The sequence below is a fragment of the Microbacterium sp. LWH13-1.2 genome (assembly GCF_038397735.1).
Lineage (GTDB): Bacteria > Actinomycetota > Actinomycetes > Actinomycetales > Microbacteriaceae > Microbacterium.
Genome location: NZ_CP151635.1, coordinates 1,559,745 through 1,578,508, shown reverse-complemented (window position 1 = coordinate 1,578,508; position 18,764 = coordinate 1,559,745). Strand labels below are relative to the sequence as shown.

Here is an 18,764-nt window from a genome sequence, read left to right as displayed (position 1 = left end):
CGTGACCACGACGCATTCGGCGTACGCGGTTACGGCCGCAGAACATCGTCGCGATAGTCGACAGGGAGCACGGATAGCTCACCCTTCGGGCCACGGACAGGCCTCGTCATCTGATCCCGAGGTGTCCACCGTGCTCGATTCCGCCTTCACCCCCCTGGTGGTGCCGCGCGTGGGCGAGACGCCGATCGACATCCGCAGCGAGGCCGATCGCGCACGCACCCGCGGCTACGCCGACGGGTTCGCGGAGGGACGCCGGCTCGCGCTCGACGACGCCGAGCGGCAGCAGCGCGCGCATCAGCAGCGGATGCAGGAGCTCCAGGAGCTGTACCTGCACGAGCGAGGCTCGGCGCTGCGCGCATTGGAGGCCGCGCAGGCACTCCTGGGCCATCGGATCGACGAACTGAGCATGCTCACGGCGGAGCGGATCGAAGAGCTCGCCGTCGGGCTCACCGCCACCATCCTCGGTGTCGAGCTCTCGGATCCTGCACGATCGGCCACCCACGCGGTGCGGCGCGCGATCGCGGAGATGCCCGTCGACCGATGGACGCGCGTGTCTTTCAGCGAGCAGGACCTGCAGACCCTCCGGTCGGACCCTCCGGTGATCGATCCGTTGCAGGGGATCGACATCGTCGGCTCGCATGCGGTGGACCCGGGAGGCGCGATCGTCGAGATCGAGGACGGCGCCGTCGACACGAGGATCACCGAGGCCCTCGCGCGCGCCGCGTCCGTGCATCGCGGCGCTGATGAGCTCGGTGACGAGCTCGGCGGCGAGGTGATCGTGTGACCGTCGCGACGAGGTCGTGGCAGCGGACCCTCGAAGCCGTGCGTCCTGAGCGCTCCGGCACCGTGAAGGCCGTGCGGGGGCTGGGTGTGGAGGTGCTCGGAATCGATGCGGCCGTCGGCGACCGCATCCGCATCGATGCGGCGCAGGGGCGTTCGGTCGATGCGGAGATCGTCGCCGTCGACGGAGCCTCCGCGCGATGCATGCCGCTCGGCCGTCTCGACGGCATCACGGCCCGCGCCCGCGTGCGTCACGGGGGAGCGCCGCTGCAGGTGCCGACCGGACGGGCGCTGCTCGGGCGCGTTCTGGACGGCCTCGGTCGCCCCATCGACGGCAAGGGGCCGCTCGAGCGGACCACCACGCTCGTGTCGCTCGACCACGACGCTCCGAGCGTCATGGATCGTCAGCGCATCGACAGCCAGCTCGGCCTGGGCGTTCGCGTGCTCGACACCATGACGCCCGTGGGCACAGGACAGCGACTCGGACTCTTCGCCGGTTCCGGCGTGGGAAAGTCATCGCTCATGTCGATGATCGCCCGGGGCTCGACCGCCGACGTCAACGTCATCGCCCTCGTGGGCGAGCGCGGCCGCGAGGTGCGGGAGTTCCTCGAAGACGATCTGGGACCCGAGGGACTCGCCCGCTCGGTCGTGGTGGTCGCGACGTCGGACCAGCCAGCCATGGCGCGATTGCGGTCCGCGTTCGTCGCGACGCGTATCGCGGAGGGTTTCCGGGATGACGGGCTCGACGTCGTGCTCATGATGGATTCGCTGACCCGCGTCGCGATGGCGCAGCGCGAGATCGGTCTGAGCGCCGGCGAACCGCCGGCTACACGCGGCTACCCGCCGTCGACGTTCTCGGTGCTCGCCCGCCTGCTGGAGCGCGCCGGAACAGGACAGGTCGGATCGATCACAGGTCTCTACACGGTGCTCGTCGACGGCGACGACCACAACGAACCCATCGCGGATGCCGCGCGGGGAATCCTCGACGGACACGTCGTGCTCGACCGAGCGCTGGCCATCCGCGGACACTTCCCGGCCGTCGACGTGCTGGGCTCCGTGTCGCGAGTGGTCTCGAAGATCACCACCGCCGAGCAGAGACAGGACGCCGTGACTCTGCGGAGCGTGCTGGCCGCTCGTCGCAGCGCGAACGACCTGATCGACATCGGCGCCTATCGGCCGGGGGCGAATCCGCTGGTGGATGCCGCACTCACGCATGAAGCCGCCATCTCGCGCTTCCTCACGCAGCGGATGGACGATCTCACGGCATCCGACGATTCCTGGCGGCAGCTCGCCGCCCTCACCACCGATTTCGGAGGACTCACACCATGACCTTCCCCCTGGCCGGTCTTCTCCGAGTACGAGGCGCGCAGGAGCGTGTCGCTGCCGAGCGGCTCTCCCGTGCGAGCGCCGAGCGCGCGCAGGCCGAGGCCGCCGAGCAGAGCGCGATCTCGAGCCTCGCCGACATCAGCGCGCAGATCGACGACCCCCGAGCGCTGATGGCCATGGCGGCTGCCAGGTCCGCCGGTCGCAGCACTCTCAGCGACCTGCAGGCCCTCGTCGACATGCGTCGAGGCGCGGAGTCCGAGGCGAAGTCCGCACACGTCGACGCCCGCCGCGAGCTCAAGGGTCTCGAACGCCTCGAGAGCACTCATCGGGCCGAGTCCGCCAAGGCGGAACTGGCCGCGGAGCAGACGGCTCTCGACGAGATCGCCGTGGTGCGCACCTCACGCCGAGAGGGAAGCGCCGCATGAGCGGCCTCGCGTCTGTGATCGCGCGCGTCGACGCGATCGAGAGTCAGATCGTCTCGCTCGATCCGGCGGTTCGGCCAGCGGCGTCGACCGCGTCCGAGTCGACCTCAGAGGCAGCCGCGACGAGTGCGGCGAGCGCGGCGACATTCTCGGGCGTGCTCGAGGCGGCGAAGGCGGCCGCATCCACCGAGACGACGACGCCCGTGTCTGAGGCGGGCGCTGCGACGGAGGCCATGACAAGCAAGAAGAACGCCGAGCTCGTCTCGGCTCTGCAGACTCTGTTCTCCGCGAACACGTCGGGCTCGGCCGGATCGACGGCATCGATGCAGAAGCTCATCGAGATGCTCGGATGACCGCGGTGAACCTGCTCGCCGTCTCGCTCGGCACCCAGACCGACGGCGGAGCCGCAGGGCGTGCGGCCGGCGACTCGGGATCGTCGTTCGGGGACGCGCTGGCCGCCGCAGGGCAGATGCTCGTCGGCGCTGACGGCGACTCAGAGACGTCTCCCGATGACGCGGGGGAGAGCGACGCGGCTCCGACCGACGGACGGCCTCGCGCTGAAGCCGATTCCCCCCTCGGTCGCGATGCCGCATCCGCCGCTCTGCTCCAGCTCCCGGCACCGCTGCGACCGGTCGCGTCGGACGCACCGGTGATGGCGGATGGGGTCGCGCCCGGGGAGGGGGCCGACGATGCGCCGCCCGTATCGGTCGCAGGCGTCGCGACGCCCGGGGAATCGGGGCCCGCGGAGTCGCTCGCCTCGGTGCAGGCGGAGCTCGAGCCCGCGTCCGCAGTCGCGAGCTCGACGACCCCCGCATCCACCCCCGCATCCACCCCCGCATCCGCCGCCGCATCCGCCGCGGCTGCCGCTGCGGCGCCGGTCGACGCAGCGGAGAGCGACGCTCGCTCCGCCGTCGCTCCATCCTCTGCCACGACACCCACGCTCACAGCGTCGACCTCCGCCGCAACTGAGCCTGGGGCCGCGTCCGGACCGCAGCCCCCGGGCGAGTCCGCCGGACGGCCCGCGCCGGCACCCACTCCTGACCGTGCGGCGGCGTCCTCCGCATTCGCCGGAGCCGACAACGCCTCGGTCGAGAACCCGTCCTCCAGCGAGACCTCCGCGCGGATGGAGGCCGGCGAGCGCGCACCGTCGGCGTCACCCGCCCCGAACGCCACTCCCGTCACTGTGCCCCAGACCCCCCAGACCTCCGCGACCGCCGTCTCGACCCCGGAGACCGCGCCCGCGGGCCGTGCCGTCGCCGCCCAGGTCTCGCCGGTCGTCGTGAGCGTCGCGCAGCGACCGATGGGCACACACCACCTCACCATGACGGTGAACCCGGACAGTCTGGGACCCGTCACCGTGCGCGCGCACATCAGCGCGAGCGGAGAAGTGCAGGTCGAGCTCAGCGGTGCCACGGATGCCGGACGCGATGCCCTGCGCGGCATCCTCATCGACCTGCGGCGGGACCTGGCCGCAGTCATGCCGCACGCCACCTTGAGCGTCAGCCAGAGCTCCGCAGCGGATGCGAACGGCGACCGCAGCGGCCAGGGCACGGGCGCTCCCGGAGACCAGGGCAGCGGCGACCGCGACGCGAATCGCGGACGCTCTGAACCGCGCCCCGGTGCCGAGCGGGCCACCGATGTTCCCCGCATCACCCAGACCACACCCCACGCCGGCGTCGGCGCGGGTCTCGACATCTTCGCCTGAGAGGACGACCGCATGACCATCGACGCAGTGAGCGCTCCGAGCTCGATCTACACAGGAGGCACGACTGATCCCGCCGCGCGCAAGCAGGTGCTGGACGGCGAGGTCTTCCTCAAACTCCTGGTGACCCAGCTGACCCACCAGGATCCGTCGAGTCCGATGGACACCAACGAGATGATCTCTCAGACGACGCAGCTCGCCATGATGGAGCAGCTCACCGCTCTCGCCGACAGCGGCGCCGAGGCCTTCGCATTGAACATGCGTCAGGCGGCGAGCGCCCTCATCGGCCAGGAGGCGAGCTACAAGGATGCCGACGGCAAGACCCTCTCGGGCGTCGTCACCAAGGTGTCGTTCGACGGACCCATCCCGCAGGTGACGATCGGAGACAAGACGATCGCACTGGACGCCATCACCGGCGTCACCTCCAAGACCACCCCTGCCGCGCCGAACGCGGCCGCAGCCTGACCTTCGTCTCACACAGGAAGAGAGAATCACATGCTTCGCTCGCTCTACTCCGGAATCTCCGGACTCCGCTCGCACCAGACCATGCTCGACGTGACCGGCAACAACATCGCCAACGTCAACACGGCCGGCTTCAAGGGCTCGTCCGTGCTGTTCCAGGACTCGCTGTCACAGCTCATCGGCAACCCGGGCATCCCCGACGACGAGGTCGGGGGCCGCAACCCCGCTCAGGTCGGCCTCGGTGTGCAGGTGGCCGGAGTGCGCACGAACTTCGCGCAGGGGTCTGCTCAGGCCACCGGGCGCGGGGGAGACCTGATGATCTCGGGCGACGGATTCTTCGCCGTCCGCTCGGGCGGGGAGACCCTGTACACCCGTGCAGGCGGCTTCTCGTTCGACCCGACGGGCAAGATGGTCACCGCCGACGGTGCCGTCGTGCAGGGCTGGTCGGCGCAGAACGGCGTCGTCAACACCGGTCAGGCGACCGGGAACATCGTGCTGCCGCTCGACGCCGTCTCACCGGCCAAGGCGACGACGGATGCCACGGTCACAGGCAACCTCCCCTCGACCGCAGCAACGGGTGACGAGCTTGTGCGCGATGTGAAGGTCTACGACGCACAGGGAACCCCGTCGACGCTGAGCCTGACGTTCACGAAGACCGCGACCGGCTGGGACGTCACCGAGCCCGTCAGCGGTGCGACCGGTTCGCTGACGTTCACCGACGGCAAGCAGGCGGGGGCAGGTCTCACCCTGACCGCGGGTGCCGTGAGCGTCGACCTCGGCGCGGTCACCGGCTACGCCAACATGTCGACCGTCGCGATCTCGGAGCAGAACGGCGCCGAGGCGGGCTCGCTCAAGTCGTACAGCATCACGGGCGACGGATCCATCGTCGGCACTTTCAGCAACGGCGCCACCCAGACGCTCGGAAAGATCGCGATGGCGACCTTCGCGAACCCCGAGGGGCTCGAGAAGGCCGGTGGCACGGCATACCGGGTCTCGGTGAACTCCGGCGCCGCCCGCATGGGGGAGCCGGGGCAGGCAGGGTTCGGCAACCTGGTGTCCGGGGCGCTGGAGATGAGCAACGTGGATCTCTCGCAGGAGTTCACCAACCTCATCGTCGCGCAGCGCGGCTTCCAGGCCAACGCGCGGATCATCACCACGAGCGACGAGGTCCTGCAGGAGCTCACCCAGCTGAAGCGCTGATCGGACGCTCGAGTTCGAGCGCATCCGCCCGTCGACGCGGCCCGCCCCTGGTTACCGGGGGCGGGCCGCGTCGCGATAGTCCGGCCAGACTTCCCCCTCTCGTCCGAAGCCCGGAGACCCCGCGATGATCATCGTCACCCGCCTCGACCGCACCCGGTTCGCGGTGAACCCCGATCTGATCGAGCGCATCCTCTCCTCGCCCGACACGACTCTGCACATGGTCGACGGCAAGGTCTATGTGATCGAGGAGACGCTCGACGCCGCGATCGACCTGATCGTCTCCTATCGGGCTCGCGTCCTCGCCGCGGCCCACGCTCTGACGCCGCAGACGGGGGCGTGACGATGGATCCCGCATTCATCATCGGCGTCATCCTGGCGTTCGGCGCCCTCGTCGCGATGATCACGATGGAGGGCGCGAGCTTCGAAGCGCTGTTGATCCCCGCCCCGATGATCCTGGTGCTCGGCTCCACCATCGGCGTGGGGATCGCGAGCCACACGCTGCGCGACACGATCCTCGCGGTGAAGAGTCTCGGGCGCATGGTGCGCGGGCCGAAGATGACTCCCGAGGCGGTGATCCCGTTCCTGGTCGGGTACGCCGAGAAGGCTCGTGGTGAGGGTCTCCTCGCGCTCGAGCAGGAGCTCGACGGCGCACCCGACGCGTTCACCCGCCAGGCTCTGCAGGCGCTCGCTGACGGCACGGACGCCGAGGACCTGCAGATGGTGATGGACGACGAGATCGCGGCCACCTCGTCGCGCAACCGCGTCGCCTCGAAGTTCTTCGGCTCCCTGGGCGGCTACGCGCCGACGATCGGCATCGTCGGCACGGTCGTCTCACTCACCCACGTGCTCGAGAAGCTCGACGAACCCGACCACCTCGGGCCCATGATCGCCGCCGCGTTCGTGGCCACGCTGTGGGGGCTGCTGTCGGCCAACTTCATCTGGAACCCGATCGCCGGTCGTCTCAACCGCATCGGTGCGGTCGAGCTCGAGCGGATGACGCTGGTGTCTGAGGGCATGCTGGCCATCCAGGCCGGAAGTGCACCGCATCTGCTGCAGGAGCGTCTCGAGGCGCTGTCGAGCGTCAAGCCGAAAGCCAAGAAGCAGAAGCGGGAGCAGGACTCTTCCGTGGAGGACATCCTGTGAGCCCGGCCCGCCGTGCCCGCGGCCGCGGGCACGAAGACGAATCGCACGACGAGCCTGACGAGCGCTGGGCCGTGTCGTACGCCGACATGGTGACCGTCCTGATGTGCCTGTTCATCGTGCTGTTCGCCGTGTCGAACGTCGACAAGACGAAGTTCGAGCTGCTCGCCAACAGTCTTGCGACGGGATTCGGTCAGGAGAGCACCGAGGGCGGCGCCGACAGTGCTGAGGGCCTGATCGTCCCGCCCGAGCTGCAGGACGACGACGGAGTGGTCGATCTCGCCGCCCGAGCCGCTGCCGAGTACGAGTCACTGGAAGAACTGCGCGATCGGATGAGTTCCGCCCTTGCCGCCCAAGGGCTTCAGGACACCGTCTCGTTCGTGATCGACGACCGCGGGCTGCAGGTCGGGCTGGTCGGCGCCGAGACATTCTTCGCCGACAACAGCACCGAGCTCTCGGCGAAGGCGGATGCCGTGCTCAATGCGATCGGTGACGTGCTCGTCACGGTCGACAACCAGGTCAGCGTCGAAGGGCATGCCGATCACCGCGTGTCGGCTGCTCCGTTCGCGACCAACTGGGAACTCTCCGGTGGGCGCGCCACGCAGGTGGCGAGGTTTCTCGTCGAGCACGAGGGCGTCGGCGGTCCGCGGGTGAAGGCGACGGCATTCTCGGACACACGACCGATCGTCCAGGGCGACAGTCCGCAGGCCCTGGCGAGCAACAGACGCGTCGACATCGTCGTCGAGTCCACTGAGGAAGAGCAGGTGCGAGCGCTGATCCCGGCCCTCGCAGCTGCCGCAGCGACGAGCTGAGAACACGTGAACACCACCGTCGAGGAGACACCCATGACCGCAGCCGCCGTGCTCGAGGACCCGGCCGTGCGCTACCCCGCATACGACTTCGGCCGCCCCGCGCAGCTCGGACGGGAGAGCACCCGGCACCTGGAGGCGGCGTTCGAGTCGTTCGCGCGCCTGTGGTCGTCGCAGCTGACGGCGAAGATCCGTGTGCGGGCCCATCTGACGCTCGAGTCCGTCGACCTGGTGTCGTACGAGGAGTACGCCGACACACTGCCCGGCACGACGGCAATGGTGGCCGGTGCCTTCGCGGACCGCGAAGAGCCCTGCGTCGTGCAGTTCGGCCTCGACAGCGCGCTCCTGTGGGTCGTGCAGATGATGGGCGGTCGCAGCACCTCGCTGCCCGAGGCGCGGACGTTCACCCCGATCGAGCTGGCGCTCGTGCGCAACCTCATGGAGGGCACGTTCGAGCATCTCCATGCAAGCCTCGACGCACTGCTCCCCGGGGCGCCTCGATTCAGCGCCGTGCACTACAACCCGCAGTACATGCAGGTGATCGCAGCGAGTGCGGCGGTCATCGTCGCGCGGTACACGATGCGGCTCGGCGACGCCGAGACGACGGCGACGGTCATGCTCCCGGCATCCGCTGTCGTCGACCGTCTCGCCGCGACAGAGTCGGATGCCGACGCCGCCCACACGGCGGAGCAGACCCTGGAGCAGCTGCGCAGCACCCCGCTGGAGATCACACTGCGCCTGGCACCCATCACGATCGGCACGGGTGAGGTGCTCGACCTCGCACCCGGCGATCTGCTGCGCCTGCCGCATCCGGAGACCAGACCGTACGAGCTCGTGGCAGGGGAGACCCGGATCGCCCTCGCCACCCCTGGGAGCAGAGGCTCGCGCCTCACCTGCAAGATCACGACCACCCCTGAGGAGACCCACTGATGAGCACCTTCCACGAGACCGCCATCGCCGCGGCGATCGCCGGCAAGCTGCCGTTCGGCTACCCCGTCATCCCCGCACCCTCGACCGACCCCGGCGCATCCGGTGAGGCGGTCGCGGTCACCTTCGCAGGCAGCCCCGGTGCCCGCCTCGCGATCCAGGTCGTCGATCCGTCGCAGCTCGAGGACGGCTCGAAGAACGCGCCGCTGGCCGATCGACTGCATCCGATCTTCGAGGCGGCGGTCGCCGTGCTCGGCAGCGGCGCGCTCGGTGACGGCGAACTGGTCGATGCCGCAGGCGTCTTCACCGACAGCGGCACCCAGGTGTTCGACATGATCGACGCCGCGGGCAGCGTCGTCGCGCGGGCAGCGGTGCGCATCGACGGAGCGCGGGCCGCTGCCGCGTCGTCGGGACCGCAGCGCCTGAGCCGCATCGCCGGCGTCGAGATGGAGCTCGTGGTCGAGATCGGTCGCACGCGGATGCCGGTGCGTGACGTGCTGTCCCTCGAACCCGGCCGCGTCGTCGAACTCGACCGTGCAGCGGGCTCGCCTGCCGACATCAAGCTCAACGGCCGCCTGATCGGGCACGGCACCGTCGTGGTCGCGGAGGGCGACTTCGCCATCCGCGTCGAGCGCATCCTCGACGGCGCAGAGGCCGTCTGACCCATGGACGACATCCTCGTCGCGCTCCGTGCGATCGTCGCCCTGGGAGCGGTGCTCGGTCTGCTGCTGTTCCTCAGCCGTCGACTGCAGAAGTCGCAGGCGAAGGGCGTCAGCCCGCTCGTGGGGCTGATGCCGAAGAAGCTCGCCCGGCTCACCGACCTCAGACCGTCGCGCGCGGCGGCGGGCCCGAAGCCGCGGCCCGAGAAGATCACGGTCGTCGCGCGGTCGGGCATCGGCGGCAAGGCGCAGCTCGTGGTCGCCGAGTTCGGGGGCATCCGCTACGTCCTCGGTGTGACCGAGAACGGGATCAACGTCGTCGACACCCAGGAAGCACCTCCCGTCGAGGAGGAATCGACGACGGAGGAGTCACCTGTCGTCGACGACCTGTCGAACGACATCGTCGACCGGGCACTGAAGTCCGTCGCCTGACGCCGACCGGCCCAGTGCGATCGCCTCGCGGTTACGCGCACGCCACCGTGTCGCGATAGTCGACTGCGAGCACGGATCGCTCGACCCCCTGGCTACGGATCGGCCACGTCACCCATCTTCGGAGTGCCGCCGTGCCCGTATCCGCCGCCGCCGCTGCCACCGCGCCGCTCGCGCGTGCACCGCGCCTGCCGCGACGTGCGTGGATGCTGATCGCGGCAGCCGTCGGAGTCGCGGCCGTCCTGGTGGTGCTCGACGCGACGGGCGCGTACGCGTCATCCGCCACGGTGCCCATGGAGACCGGTGATGGCGAGGGCGTGACGATCAACGGCATCAACGGCACGCCGTCGGACAGCATCATGACGCTGCTCGGGATCACGGTCCTCAGCGTCGCCCCCGCGCTGCTTCTCATGATGTCGAGCTTCACCAAGATCTTTGTGGTGCTGGCTCTCACCCGCAACGCGCTCTCGCTGCCCTCGATCCCGCCGAATCAGGTGCTGGCGGGACTCAGCCTGTTCCTGACCCTGTTCATCATGTGGCCGGTGCTGACCGACATCAACACCGTCGCCGTCAGTCCGTTCACCGACGGGCAGATCGACTTCGGCCGAGCTTTCGAGCTCGCCCAGGAACCGCTCCGCGAGTGGATGCTCGCGTACACGCGTGAAGAGGACATCGCCCTCATGCATCGGGCGGCGCAGATGGACAACCCGACCGACCCTGCCAGCATCCCGCTGCAGACGCTCGTGCCGGCCTTCATGATCAGCGAGCTGCGCGCAGCCTTCCTGATCGGGTTCATCATCTTCGTCCCGTTCCTCGTGATCGATCTGGTCGTCGCCAGTGCGCTGATGTCGATGGGCATGATGATGCTCCCGCCGGTGATGATCTCGCTGCCGTTCAAGATCCTGCTGTTCCTGCTCATCGACGGCTGGGGAATGGTCATCACCGCACTCGTGCAGTCCTACAACGGGGGCGGCTGATGAACCCGGAAGCCGTCATCGACATCGGGCAGGCGGCGCTCATCGTCGGAGCGAAGCTCTGCGCCCCGATGCTGATCACGGCGCTCGTGGTCGGGTTCGCGATCTCCCTGCTGCAGTCGATCACCCAGGTGCAGGAGATGACCATCTCGTTCGTGCCCAAGCTCGTCGCCGTGGGCATCGCGCTGCTGATCAGCGGGCACTGGATGATCGCCGAGATGATCGCGTTCACGAACGAGATGTTCGCGCGGATACCGTCGCTGCTGAACGGCGGCTGATGAACATCCCCATCGACTTCACCTGGCTCGAGGCCACGTCTCTCGCGTGCGTGCGCATCACGGCTTTCCTGGTGCTCGCACCGCCGTTCAGCCACGGCACGATCCCGATGCGCATCCGCGCGATGCTGGGCGTCGGGCTCGCCCTCGCGGTCTCGCCGGTGGTGACCGCGGGCTACGAACGTCTCGACACCGGGGGGTTCATGCTGGCACTGGTGGGGCAGGCTCTCACGGGCGCACTGCTCGGATTCCTCGTGATGGTGCTCTTCAGTGCCGTCCAGGGTGCAGGTCATCTGGTCGACACCTTCGGAGGGTTCCAGATGGCGCAGGCGTTCGATCCGGGGATGGCGATCAACGGCGCCCAGTTCACGCGGCTGTTCCAGATGACCGCGATCATGCTGCTGTTCGCATCCGACGGCTACCAGCTCGTGCTCGGAGGGTTGTTCCGCTCGTTCGACGCCGTCCCGGTGACCGGCATGATCGACCTGGGCAAGCCCGCGGAGGCCCTGGTGGGAGCCGCCGGGCAGATGATGCTCAGCGCCGTGCAGATCGCGGGTCCCCTGCTGATCGTGCTCTTCCTCGCCGACGTCGGCCTCGGACTCGTCAGCCGGGTCGCACCGGCCCTGAACGCGTTCGCGATGGGCTTCCCGATCAAGATCGGTCTGACACTGCTGCTCGTGGGCTTCGTCTACGCCGCGCTTCCGAGCGTGGTCGCTGTCATCGCCGAGGACGCGGCAAGGCTGCTTCTGGGGGTGACCCGATGAGCGAGACCGACAGCGGCGAACGCACCGAGAAGGCGACCGAGCGTCGCCTCAAGGAGGCGCGCAAGAAGGGCCAGATAGGCCGCAGCCAGGACTTCACCGCGTGGGTGTGCATCGCCGCCGCCGCAGTGATGATGGTGCCGACGATCTCGTCGGGCACGCAGGTGCTCACGGAGCTGTTCCTGGCCGTCACCCCGGTGGCGAAGAACCCCACCGACGGGGCTGCGATGGATGTTCTGGGGTCGGCGATCTCCGCGCTGGGCGGCGTCCTGCTGCCCATGCTGGTGGTCGTCCTGCTCGCCACCACCGCGACGGCGGTCGCCCAGGGCGGCATCCATCTGCGCGGTGTGACGATGCGCACCGAGCAGTTCAACATCGTGTCGGGGCTCAAACGCGTGTTCGGCCAGCAGGCGCTGTGGGAAGGCGCGAAGGCTCTCCTCAAGACTGCGGCCATCGGCATCGCCCTGTGGATCGTCGTCTCGGGTCTCGTGCCCGTGCTGATGGCGAGCGGCAGCCACAACATCACATGGCTGCTCGAGCAGGCCGCCGGGGGAGCGGTGGCCCTGCTGCAGGTGGCCGTGGCCGTGGGCATCCTGCTGGCGGCGATCGATGTGGCCGTGGTGATGCGGCGCAACCGCAAGCACACTCACATGACCAAGAACGAGGCGAAGGACGAGCACAAGAAGAGCGAGGGAGATCCGCTCGTGCGCTCCCAGCGTCGCTCTCGGCAGCTCGCCATGAGCCGCAACCGGATGATCGCCGCGGTGGGCGACAGCGACGTCGTGCTCGTGAACCCCACTCATGTGGCGGTGGCGCTGCGCTACGAACCGGGCAAGTCCGCTCCGCGGGTCGTCGCGAAGGGCGCGGGCATCGTCGCGCAGAAGATCCGCGAGAAGGCCGAGGAGGCCGGCGTGCCGATGGTCCGCGACATCCCGTTGGCGCGAGCCCTCCACTCGGCGTGCGACATCGGCCGCGAGATCCCCGAGGAGCTGTACACCGCGGTGGCGCAGGTGCTCGCGTTCATAGAGCACCTCAAGCGCCGCGGATCGGCGAGAGGCACCCACACCATGCCCTTCGACAGCACCAGGGACCGCGGCCTCTGAGCCACCGGATCCGCACCTGAACGAGTAGAGAGAACGAGAAGGCGAGACGCATGATCGGTCAGCTGTTGTCCAAGGCGGCGGTGCCCGTCGGAGTGGTGGGCATCATCCTCCTGCTCATCGTCCCCATCCCCACGCCGCTGCTCGACGTGCTCATCGTGCTGAACATCTCGTTCGCGCTGCTGATCCTCCTCACCGCGATGTTCGTGAAGAAGCCGCTCGACTTCTCGGTCTTCCCGAGCCTGCTGCTGGTGGCGACCCTGTTCCGGCTCGGCCTCAACGTCGCGTCCACCCGCCTCGTGCTCAGCGAGGCGCACGCCGGGCAGGTGATCCAGGCGTTCGGGCAGATCACGATCAGCGGGTCTCTCGTGATCGGCGCCGTGATCTTCCTGATCCTCACCGTCATCCAGTTCGTCGTCGTCACCAAGGGTGCCGAGCGCGTCGCCGAGGTGGGTGCGCGCTTCACCCTCGACGCCATGCCCGGCAAGCAGATGGCCATCGATGCCGACCTCAACGCCGGCCTCATCACCGACACCGAGGCGCGCAGGCGTCGTGCGGAGGTCGCGGCCGAGGCCGACTTCTACGGCGCGATGGACGGCGCGTCGAAGTTCGTCAAGGGCGATGCGATCGCGGGCATCGTGATCGTCGTCATCAACTTCGTCGGCGGCATCATCATCGGCATGGTCCAGCACGGCATGGAGATGGGGGATGCGCTCGAGACGTACAGCATCCTCACCATCGGCGATGGGCTGGTCACACAGATCCCCGCGCTCCTGATGGCCGTGTCGACGGGCATGATCGTGACCCGCGAGAACGCCGAGAGCGAGATGGGTCAGGCAGCTGGTCGTCAGCTCATGCAGTCGCGCAACGCCCTCGTGATCACGGGCCTCGCAGCCATCGCCACGGGCTTCATCCCCGGGATGCCCCTGGTGATCTTCCTGGCGATCGGGGCGGTGCTGCTGTTCGCCGCGTCCCGGGTCAAGGCGAACGAAGATCGCGACGCCGCTCTCGAGGCCGACGCGCTGCAGCAGGAGGCCGTCGAGGCGGGTGTCGAGGGACCCGAAGAGCTGATGGACCGGATGCGCGTGCACGCGCTCGAGATCTCGCTCTCGCCCGACATCGTCGATCTTGCCTCGGGAGGAGCGGGCGACCTGCTCACCCGGGTGAAGTCGCTGCGGCGAAAGCTCGCTCTCGACATCGGCATCCTGATGCCACCGGTGCGCACGCGCGACAACATCGACCTGCCGGCTCAGACCTACTCGATCCTGATCGCCGGGGTCGAGGCGGGCCGCGGATCCGTGCCGAGGGGGCACGTGCTCGCGATCGGCACGGGGCTCGAGCAGCTGCCCGGGTCAGCGGTCGTCGATCCGGTCTTCGGCCTCGAGGGCAAGTGGGTGCCCGCCGAGATGTCGCACGCCGCCGACATGGCCGGTGCCACCGTGATCGACCGCGCGAGCGTGATCATCACCCACCTCTCCGACATCGTGCAGAGTCAGGCCGACCGACTGCTCTCGCTCGAAGACGTCCGTCAGCTGACCGAGCACCTCAAGCAGTCGAGTCCGGCGACCGTCGAGGAGCTGACGCCGGCCGTGCTGTCGCTCGCCGGCATCCAGCGCGTCCTCGCCGGTCTCCTGGCCGAGCGGGTGCCGATCAACGACCTCGCCCGCATCTACGAGGCTCTCGCGCTCCGCGGCAAGACGTCGACCGAGACGGCTGGTCTGATCGATGCGGCGCGAGCGGCCCTCGGCCCCGCGATCGCCGCACGATTCGCCGAGGACGGCCGCATCCGCGTCGTGATGTTCGAGCCGATGCTCGAGCAGCAGATGCTCGAGGGGATGCGTGTGATCGACGGCCATCCGCAGATCGTGCTGACGCCGGAGGCGACGATGCACGTGCTCGAGAACGTCCGCACAACGGTCGCAGATCTCGATCAGGTCGGGCCGGAACCGGTGCTCGTGTGTGCGCCGTCGCTGCGCCAGGCTGTGCGCCGGATGGTCTCGTCGCAGGTCGGCGGCCTCCCCGTGCTGTCGTATGACGAGGCGGCAGCCGGAGGACTCGCGACCGACGTGGTCGGTGTGGTGCGGATGACGCAGTCCGCCTTGCCGAGCGCCGCGGTATAGCGTCGGAATCTGCTCATTTACGAGTCGAGTGCGATACGTTTGTGAGCAGAGGGCGCATCGGCGCTCACGCCATGGAAGGCAGACGACGCATGCTGGTACTCACGAGACGCGCGAATGAGAGCATCGTGATCGGTGATGACATCACCGTGACGATTCTGGCGGTGACGCCGAGCGGAGTCCGCGTCGGCATCGATGCGCCGCGCGACAAGCGCATCAATCGCGCCGAGATCGTCATCGCAGTGAGCGACGCGAACCAGGAAGCAGTCCAGGCGTCGTCGGACGATTCAGCCGCATCGCTGCTTCTGAGTGCTCTCGGGCGCGCTGGCACCACGTCCTGACCCGGTGCATCGCTGCTCGCCCTCGCGCTCGGAGTTACTGTCCAGGACGTTGTCGCGATAGTCGTGGATGTGGCGGGCGATCCCGTCACGGAAACCGTGACATGACGAGGTGACGAATCGTGGCCGCTCACGACCTGAGCATGCAACTGATGCGAGAGCGCGATCTGCTGGAGGTGTTGCTGTTCAAGCTCGACGAACAGCAGATGCTGCTGGCGACCGGGCGCAACCGCTGGATCCATCATGCGGCGAACGAGATCGAGCGCGTGCTCGCGGCGATGCCCACGGTCGCCCTGTCCCGTGACACGCTCGTCATCTCCGTCGCGGACGAATGGGGAGTGCCCGAGGCGACGACGCTGCGCGAGCTGATCGACGCCGCGCCGACGGATGCCTGGCGCGAGGTCCTGTCCGGCCATCTCGACGCCATGACGGCACTCGCCGACGAGATCGGCGACATGAAGAAGGTCAACGAGCAACGACTGCGTACCGCTATCCGTGTCACGCAGGAGACGATCGCCGGCCTCGGTGTGCCCACCGGCGAGTACGACCCGCAGGGCGGCGTCGTCCGTGACGGTGACGCCCGACTCCTCGACACGAGGGTGTGAGGCGCCATGTCTTCTTTCGCAGGGCTTCGTCTCGCCGAATCCGCTCTCTCCGCCGCCCGCGCGGGGATGACCGTCACCGGGCAGAACATCGCCAACCAGACCACCCCTGGCTACACCCGTCAGCGGGTCGACCAGGTTCCGATCTCGGCCCCCGGCCAGACCGGCCTGTGGCCGTCCGGGCTCGGCATCGGCGGTGGAGTCAGCGTCACCGGCATCGCCCGGCTCGGCGATGACATCCTCGATGCCCGAGTGCGCGACGCACTCTCGACCTCCGGCTTCTGGGCGGCGCGGGCGACGGCCGCCGGCCAGGCGGAGGCGGTGATGGCCGAACCCACGAAGGACGGGCTCGCCGCGAACCTGAACCGGTTCTGGGCCGGCTGGTCCGATCTCGCCAACACCCCGGATTCGGCGGCTGCGCAGGTCGTGCTCACCAACGCGAATGTGCTCATCGGGCAGATCGCGGCCGGGTACCAGTCGATCGCGGGGCAGTGGAGCGACCTTCGGGGACAGGTGGACAGTCAGATCGCCGACGTCAACGCCATGGCAGGACAGGTGGCCACCCTCAACGGGCAGATCCGTGACGCGCTGCAGTCTGGCCGCAACGCCAACGAGCTGATCGATCAGCGCAACGTCCTCGCCCAGCAGCTGTCGACCGCGGTCGGAGCCAAGGGCAACGTCGAAGCCGATGGGACCCTCACGCTCCGTGTCGACGGGAACGCTCTCGTCTCCGCCGACAGCAGCCGTGCCCTCGTCGCGAGCGGACCACAGGGCATCGCGGACGCCGGACGCATCAGTGTCGCGTGGGCGGATCGCCCCGGTCTGCCGGTGACGATCACCGGCGGGCTGGTCGGCGGCACGATCAGCGCGCTGGCGCCTGCCGCCGACGGCGGGACCCTGGCCGGCGTCGCCGCCGCGTACAACGAGACCGCGACCGCTCTCGCGACAGCCGTGAACGATGTGCACCGCACGGGCGTCACTCCGTCGGGCGCCGCAGGTGGGGACTTCTTCTCGATGAGCGGCACCGGACCCGCCGCCCTCGGGCTGAGCGTTGTTCCCACAGGTCTCGACGATCTCGCTCTCGCGGCACCGGGCGCGGGCGCCAAGGACACCACGATCGCCGATCGCATCAGCGCTCTGGGTGCATCGGCGACGGGACCGAGCAAGACGTGGTCGAGCTTCGTCACGGGCTTCGCGGTCGCGGTCGCCGGTGACGTGCAGCGCGCCGACATCGCCGACATGGGGGCCGTGGCCGCCGTCACCGCGCAGCAGTCGAACGCGTCGGTGGACGGCGACGAGGAGACGATCAACCTCCTGACCTACCAGACCGCCTACCAGGCAGCAGCTCGCGTGCTGACGGCCGTGGACGAGGCTCTGGACCTTCTGATCAACCGCACCGGCCTCGTCGGCCGCTGACTCTGGGGAGAGCCGACATGATCGGTCGCATCACGAGCAACACCATGACGCAGCAGTCGCTGCGGACGCTGCAGACCAACCTCGCGGATCGCGAGCGGCTGCAGAACCAGGCCGCCTCGCAGCGCGCCTTCCGCTCGCCGAGCGAGGATCCGGCCGCGGCCGCGACAGCGCTCGGCGTGCACGGCGACCAATCGCGCGTCGCGCAGTTCGCGCGCAACCTCAGCGACGGGATGGCGTGGGTGACCACGGTCGACACCGCTCTCGGGGCGAGCGTCGACCTGCTCAACCGTGCCAGGGACCTCACCGCGCAGGGCGCGAACTCGGGTGCGCTCAGCCCCACCGCCCGCGAGTCCATCGCGCAGGAGCTGGAGTCGATCAGCGCCGAGCTGCTCGCGAAGGCGAACACCACAGTCCTCGGTCGCAGCGTCTTCGCCGGAACCAGTGATTCGGGCGCGGCGTTCGACCCTGGGACGTTCACCTTCAACGGCAGTCCGGGAGCCGGAGTGCAGCGGCGCATCAGCGACAACGAGACCGTTCGCGTCGACTTCGACGGCTCGCAGGCGTTCGGCGACGGGGCGAACAGCGCGTTCGCGCTGCTCAGCGACATCGCTGCGGAGTTGCGCGGCGGCGGGGAGGTCGGCTCCCGCCTGGCCGACATCGACGGGCGTCTGAAGGACGTCATCGCGGCCAGGGGCGCGACCGGCGCGCGCCAGGTGCAGCTCGAGCGAGCTTCGTCTCAGAACCTCTCGACATCGATCGACCTCGAAGCGCGGCGCGCCGACGTCGAGAACGTGGACAGCCTCGAGGTCCTCGTGCGGCTGCAGTCGGCCGAGCTCGTCTTCCAATCCGCTCTGCAGGTGACCGCGAAATCTCTGCAGACCAACCTCCTGGAGTTCATCCGATGACCGCGACGACCGCCGAAGCGACGGGTTTCGCCGTCGAGTTCACCACGCCGATGCCCGGCCTGAGTCCGTACCGGACGTTCACGCTCGAGCAGATCGCCAGCGCGGAAGGGCTGTACGCGCTGCGTGCTGCGGATGCAGACGTGAGGCTGTTCCTGCTGGATCCGCTCTCCGGCGACTACGGGTACGCTCCGGCTCTGCCCGCGGATGCGCGATCCGAGCTCGGCGCCTCCGACGACTCGGAGATCCGTGTCTTCGTGGTGGCGAATCCTGCCGACGACGGGGTCTACATCAATCTCCGCGCCCCTGTCCTGGTCCACCGGGAGACGGGGCGGGCGGCACAGGTCATCCTGGACGACCAGGCATACCCGATCCGCGCGCTTCTCGGCGCTTGATCCCGACGCAGCGCGAACACCCAGTGAC

23 protein-coding genes are annotated in these 18,764 nt (G+C 68.9%); all 23 read left to right on the top strand.

Translation table 11 applies throughout. The annotated features are described in order from the left end of the window. Position 1: 1 nt before the first annotated feature. The 23 genes from MRBLWH13_RS07365 (at position 2) to MRBLWH13_RS07255 (ending at position 18,736) form a co-directional block, all read left to right on the top strand. Positions 2–784: a FliH/SctL family protein gene (locus MRBLWH13_RS07365; RefSeq protein ID WP_341957659.1), complete on the top strand. Its 783-nt coding sequence runs from the start codon at positions 2–4 to the stop codon at positions 782–784. Next, complete coding sequence (locus MRBLWH13_RS07360; protein WP_341957657.1) at positions 781–2,109, top strand: FliI/YscN family ATPase; 1,329 nt, start codon at positions 781–783, stop codon at positions 2,107–2,109. Before MRBLWH13_RS07365 ends, MRBLWH13_RS07360 begins: the two co-directional genes overlap by 4 nt. After that, a complete protein-coding gene (locus tag MRBLWH13_RS07355; protein WP_341957655.1) occupies positions 2,106–2,531 on the top strand; it encodes a hypothetical protein in 426 nt (141 codons plus the stop codon). Before MRBLWH13_RS07360 ends, MRBLWH13_RS07355 begins: the two co-directional genes overlap by 4 nt. Continuing rightward, positions 2,528–2,881: a hypothetical protein gene (locus MRBLWH13_RS07350; protein WP_341957653.1), complete on the top strand. Its 354-nt coding sequence runs from the start codon at positions 2,528–2,530 to the stop codon at positions 2,879–2,881. The genes MRBLWH13_RS07355 and MRBLWH13_RS07350 overlap by 4 nt, the downstream gene beginning before the upstream one ends. Continuing rightward, positions 2,878–4,233, top strand: coding sequence for a hypothetical protein (locus MRBLWH13_RS07345; RefSeq protein WP_341957651.1), 1,356 nt, complete (start codon positions 2,878–2,880; stop codon positions 4,231–4,233). Before MRBLWH13_RS07350 ends, MRBLWH13_RS07345 begins: the two co-directional genes overlap by 4 nt. 12 nt (positions 4,234–4,245) lie before the next feature. Then, positions 4,246–4,695, top strand: a complete 450-nt coding sequence (locus MRBLWH13_RS07340) for a flagellar hook capping FlgD N-terminal domain-containing protein (protein ID WP_341957650.1) — start codon at positions 4,246–4,248, stop codon at positions 4,693–4,695. Positions 4,696–4,725: 30 nt separating this feature from the next. Further along, a complete protein-coding gene (locus MRBLWH13_RS07335; RefSeq protein ID WP_341957648.1) occupies positions 4,726–5,892 on the top strand; it encodes a flagellar hook protein FlgE in 1,167 nt (388 codons plus the stop codon). A gap of 124 nt (positions 5,893–6,016) precedes the next feature. Then, complete coding sequence (locus tag MRBLWH13_RS07330) at positions 6,017–6,232, top strand: flagellar FlbD family protein (RefSeq protein WP_341957646.1); 216 nt, start codon at positions 6,017–6,019, stop codon at positions 6,230–6,232. 2 nt (positions 6,233–6,234) lie between these two features. Then, a complete protein-coding gene (locus tag MRBLWH13_RS07325) occupies positions 6,235–7,035 on the top strand; it encodes a MotA/TolQ/ExbB proton channel family protein (protein ID WP_341957644.1) in 801 nt (266 codons plus the stop codon). Beyond that, complete coding sequence (locus MRBLWH13_RS07320; protein WP_341957642.1) at positions 7,032–7,844, top strand: flagellar motor protein MotB; 813 nt, start codon at positions 7,032–7,034, stop codon at positions 7,842–7,844. The genes MRBLWH13_RS07325 and MRBLWH13_RS07320 overlap by 4 nt, the downstream gene beginning before the upstream one ends. A gap of 33 nt (positions 7,845–7,877) precedes the next feature. After that, entirely contained in the window at positions 7,878–8,771 is an 894-nt protein-coding gene (locus MRBLWH13_RS07315) for a flagellar motor switch protein FliM (protein ID WP_341957640.1), read from the top strand. Continuing rightward, the gene (locus tag MRBLWH13_RS07310) at positions 8,771–9,430 is read left to right on the top strand and encodes a FliM/FliN family flagellar motor switch protein (RefSeq protein WP_341957638.1); all 660 of its coding nucleotides are present in this window, start codon (positions 8,771–8,773) and stop codon (positions 9,428–9,430) included. The genes MRBLWH13_RS07315 and MRBLWH13_RS07310 overlap by 1 nt, the downstream gene beginning before the upstream one ends. A 3-nt stretch (positions 9,431–9,433) precedes the next feature. Next, positions 9,434–9,859 carry a flagellar biosynthetic protein FliO gene (locus MRBLWH13_RS07305; protein ID WP_341957637.1) on the top strand — a complete coding sequence of 142 codons (426 nt, stop codon included), beginning with the start codon at positions 9,434–9,436 and terminating at the stop codon, positions 9,857–9,859. A gap of 203 nt (positions 9,860–10,062) precedes the next feature. Next, positions 10,063–10,833, top strand: coding sequence for a flagellar type III secretion system pore protein FliP (gene fliP / locus MRBLWH13_RS07300; protein WP_341958247.1), 771 nt, complete (start codon positions 10,063–10,065; stop codon positions 10,831–10,833). Continuing rightward, positions 10,833–11,108 carry a flagellar biosynthesis protein FliQ gene (gene fliQ, locus MRBLWH13_RS07295; RefSeq protein WP_056517073.1) on the top strand — a complete coding sequence of 92 codons (276 nt, stop codon included), beginning with the start codon at positions 10,833–10,835 and terminating at the stop codon, positions 11,106–11,108. Before fliP ends, fliQ begins: the two co-directional genes overlap by 1 nt. Then, complete coding sequence (locus tag MRBLWH13_RS07290) at positions 11,108–11,869, top strand: flagellar biosynthetic protein FliR (protein WP_341957636.1); 762 nt, start codon at positions 11,108–11,110, stop codon at positions 11,867–11,869. The genes fliQ and MRBLWH13_RS07290 overlap by 1 nt, the downstream gene beginning before the upstream one ends. Beyond that, positions 11,866–12,969 carry an EscU/YscU/HrcU family type III secretion system export apparatus switch protein gene (locus MRBLWH13_RS07285; protein WP_341957635.1) on the top strand — a complete coding sequence of 368 codons (1,104 nt, stop codon included), beginning with the start codon at positions 11,866–11,868 and terminating at the stop codon, positions 12,967–12,969. The genes MRBLWH13_RS07290 and MRBLWH13_RS07285 overlap by 4 nt, the downstream gene beginning before the upstream one ends. Positions 12,970–13,019: 50 nt before the next feature. Then, positions 13,020–15,086 carry a flagellar biosynthesis protein FlhA gene (locus MRBLWH13_RS07280; protein ID WP_341957632.1) on the top strand — a complete coding sequence of 689 codons (2,067 nt, stop codon included), beginning with the start codon at positions 13,020–13,022 and terminating at the stop codon, positions 15,084–15,086. Between the two features lie 125 nt (positions 15,087–15,211). After that, positions 15,212–15,424 (top strand): carbon storage regulator, encoded by a 213-nt coding sequence (locus MRBLWH13_RS07275; protein ID WP_341957631.1) that lies wholly within the window; start codon positions 15,212–15,214, stop codon positions 15,422–15,424. 149 nt (positions 15,425–15,573) lie between these two features. Next, positions 15,574–16,026: a flagellar export chaperone FlgN gene (gene flgN, locus MRBLWH13_RS07270; protein ID WP_235559848.1), complete on the top strand. Its 453-nt coding sequence runs from the start codon at positions 15,574–15,576 to the stop codon at positions 16,024–16,026. A 6-nt stretch (positions 16,027–16,032) separates the two neighbouring features. Further along, positions 16,033–17,439, top strand: a complete 1,407-nt coding sequence (gene flgK / locus MRBLWH13_RS07265) for a flagellar hook-associated protein FlgK (protein ID WP_341957627.1) — start codon at positions 16,033–16,035, stop codon at positions 17,437–17,439. A gap of 17 nt (positions 17,440–17,456) precedes the next feature. Then, positions 17,457–18,344: a flagellar hook-associated protein FlgL gene (flgL, locus tag MRBLWH13_RS07260; protein WP_341957625.1), complete on the top strand. Its 888-nt coding sequence runs from the start codon at positions 17,457–17,459 to the stop codon at positions 18,342–18,344. Further along, positions 18,341–18,736, top strand: a complete 396-nt coding sequence (locus tag MRBLWH13_RS07255) for a flagellar assembly protein FliW (protein WP_341957622.1) — start codon at positions 18,341–18,343, stop codon at positions 18,734–18,736. The genes flgL and MRBLWH13_RS07255 overlap by 4 nt, the downstream gene beginning before the upstream one ends. Positions 18,737–18,764 lie beyond the last annotated feature (28 nt).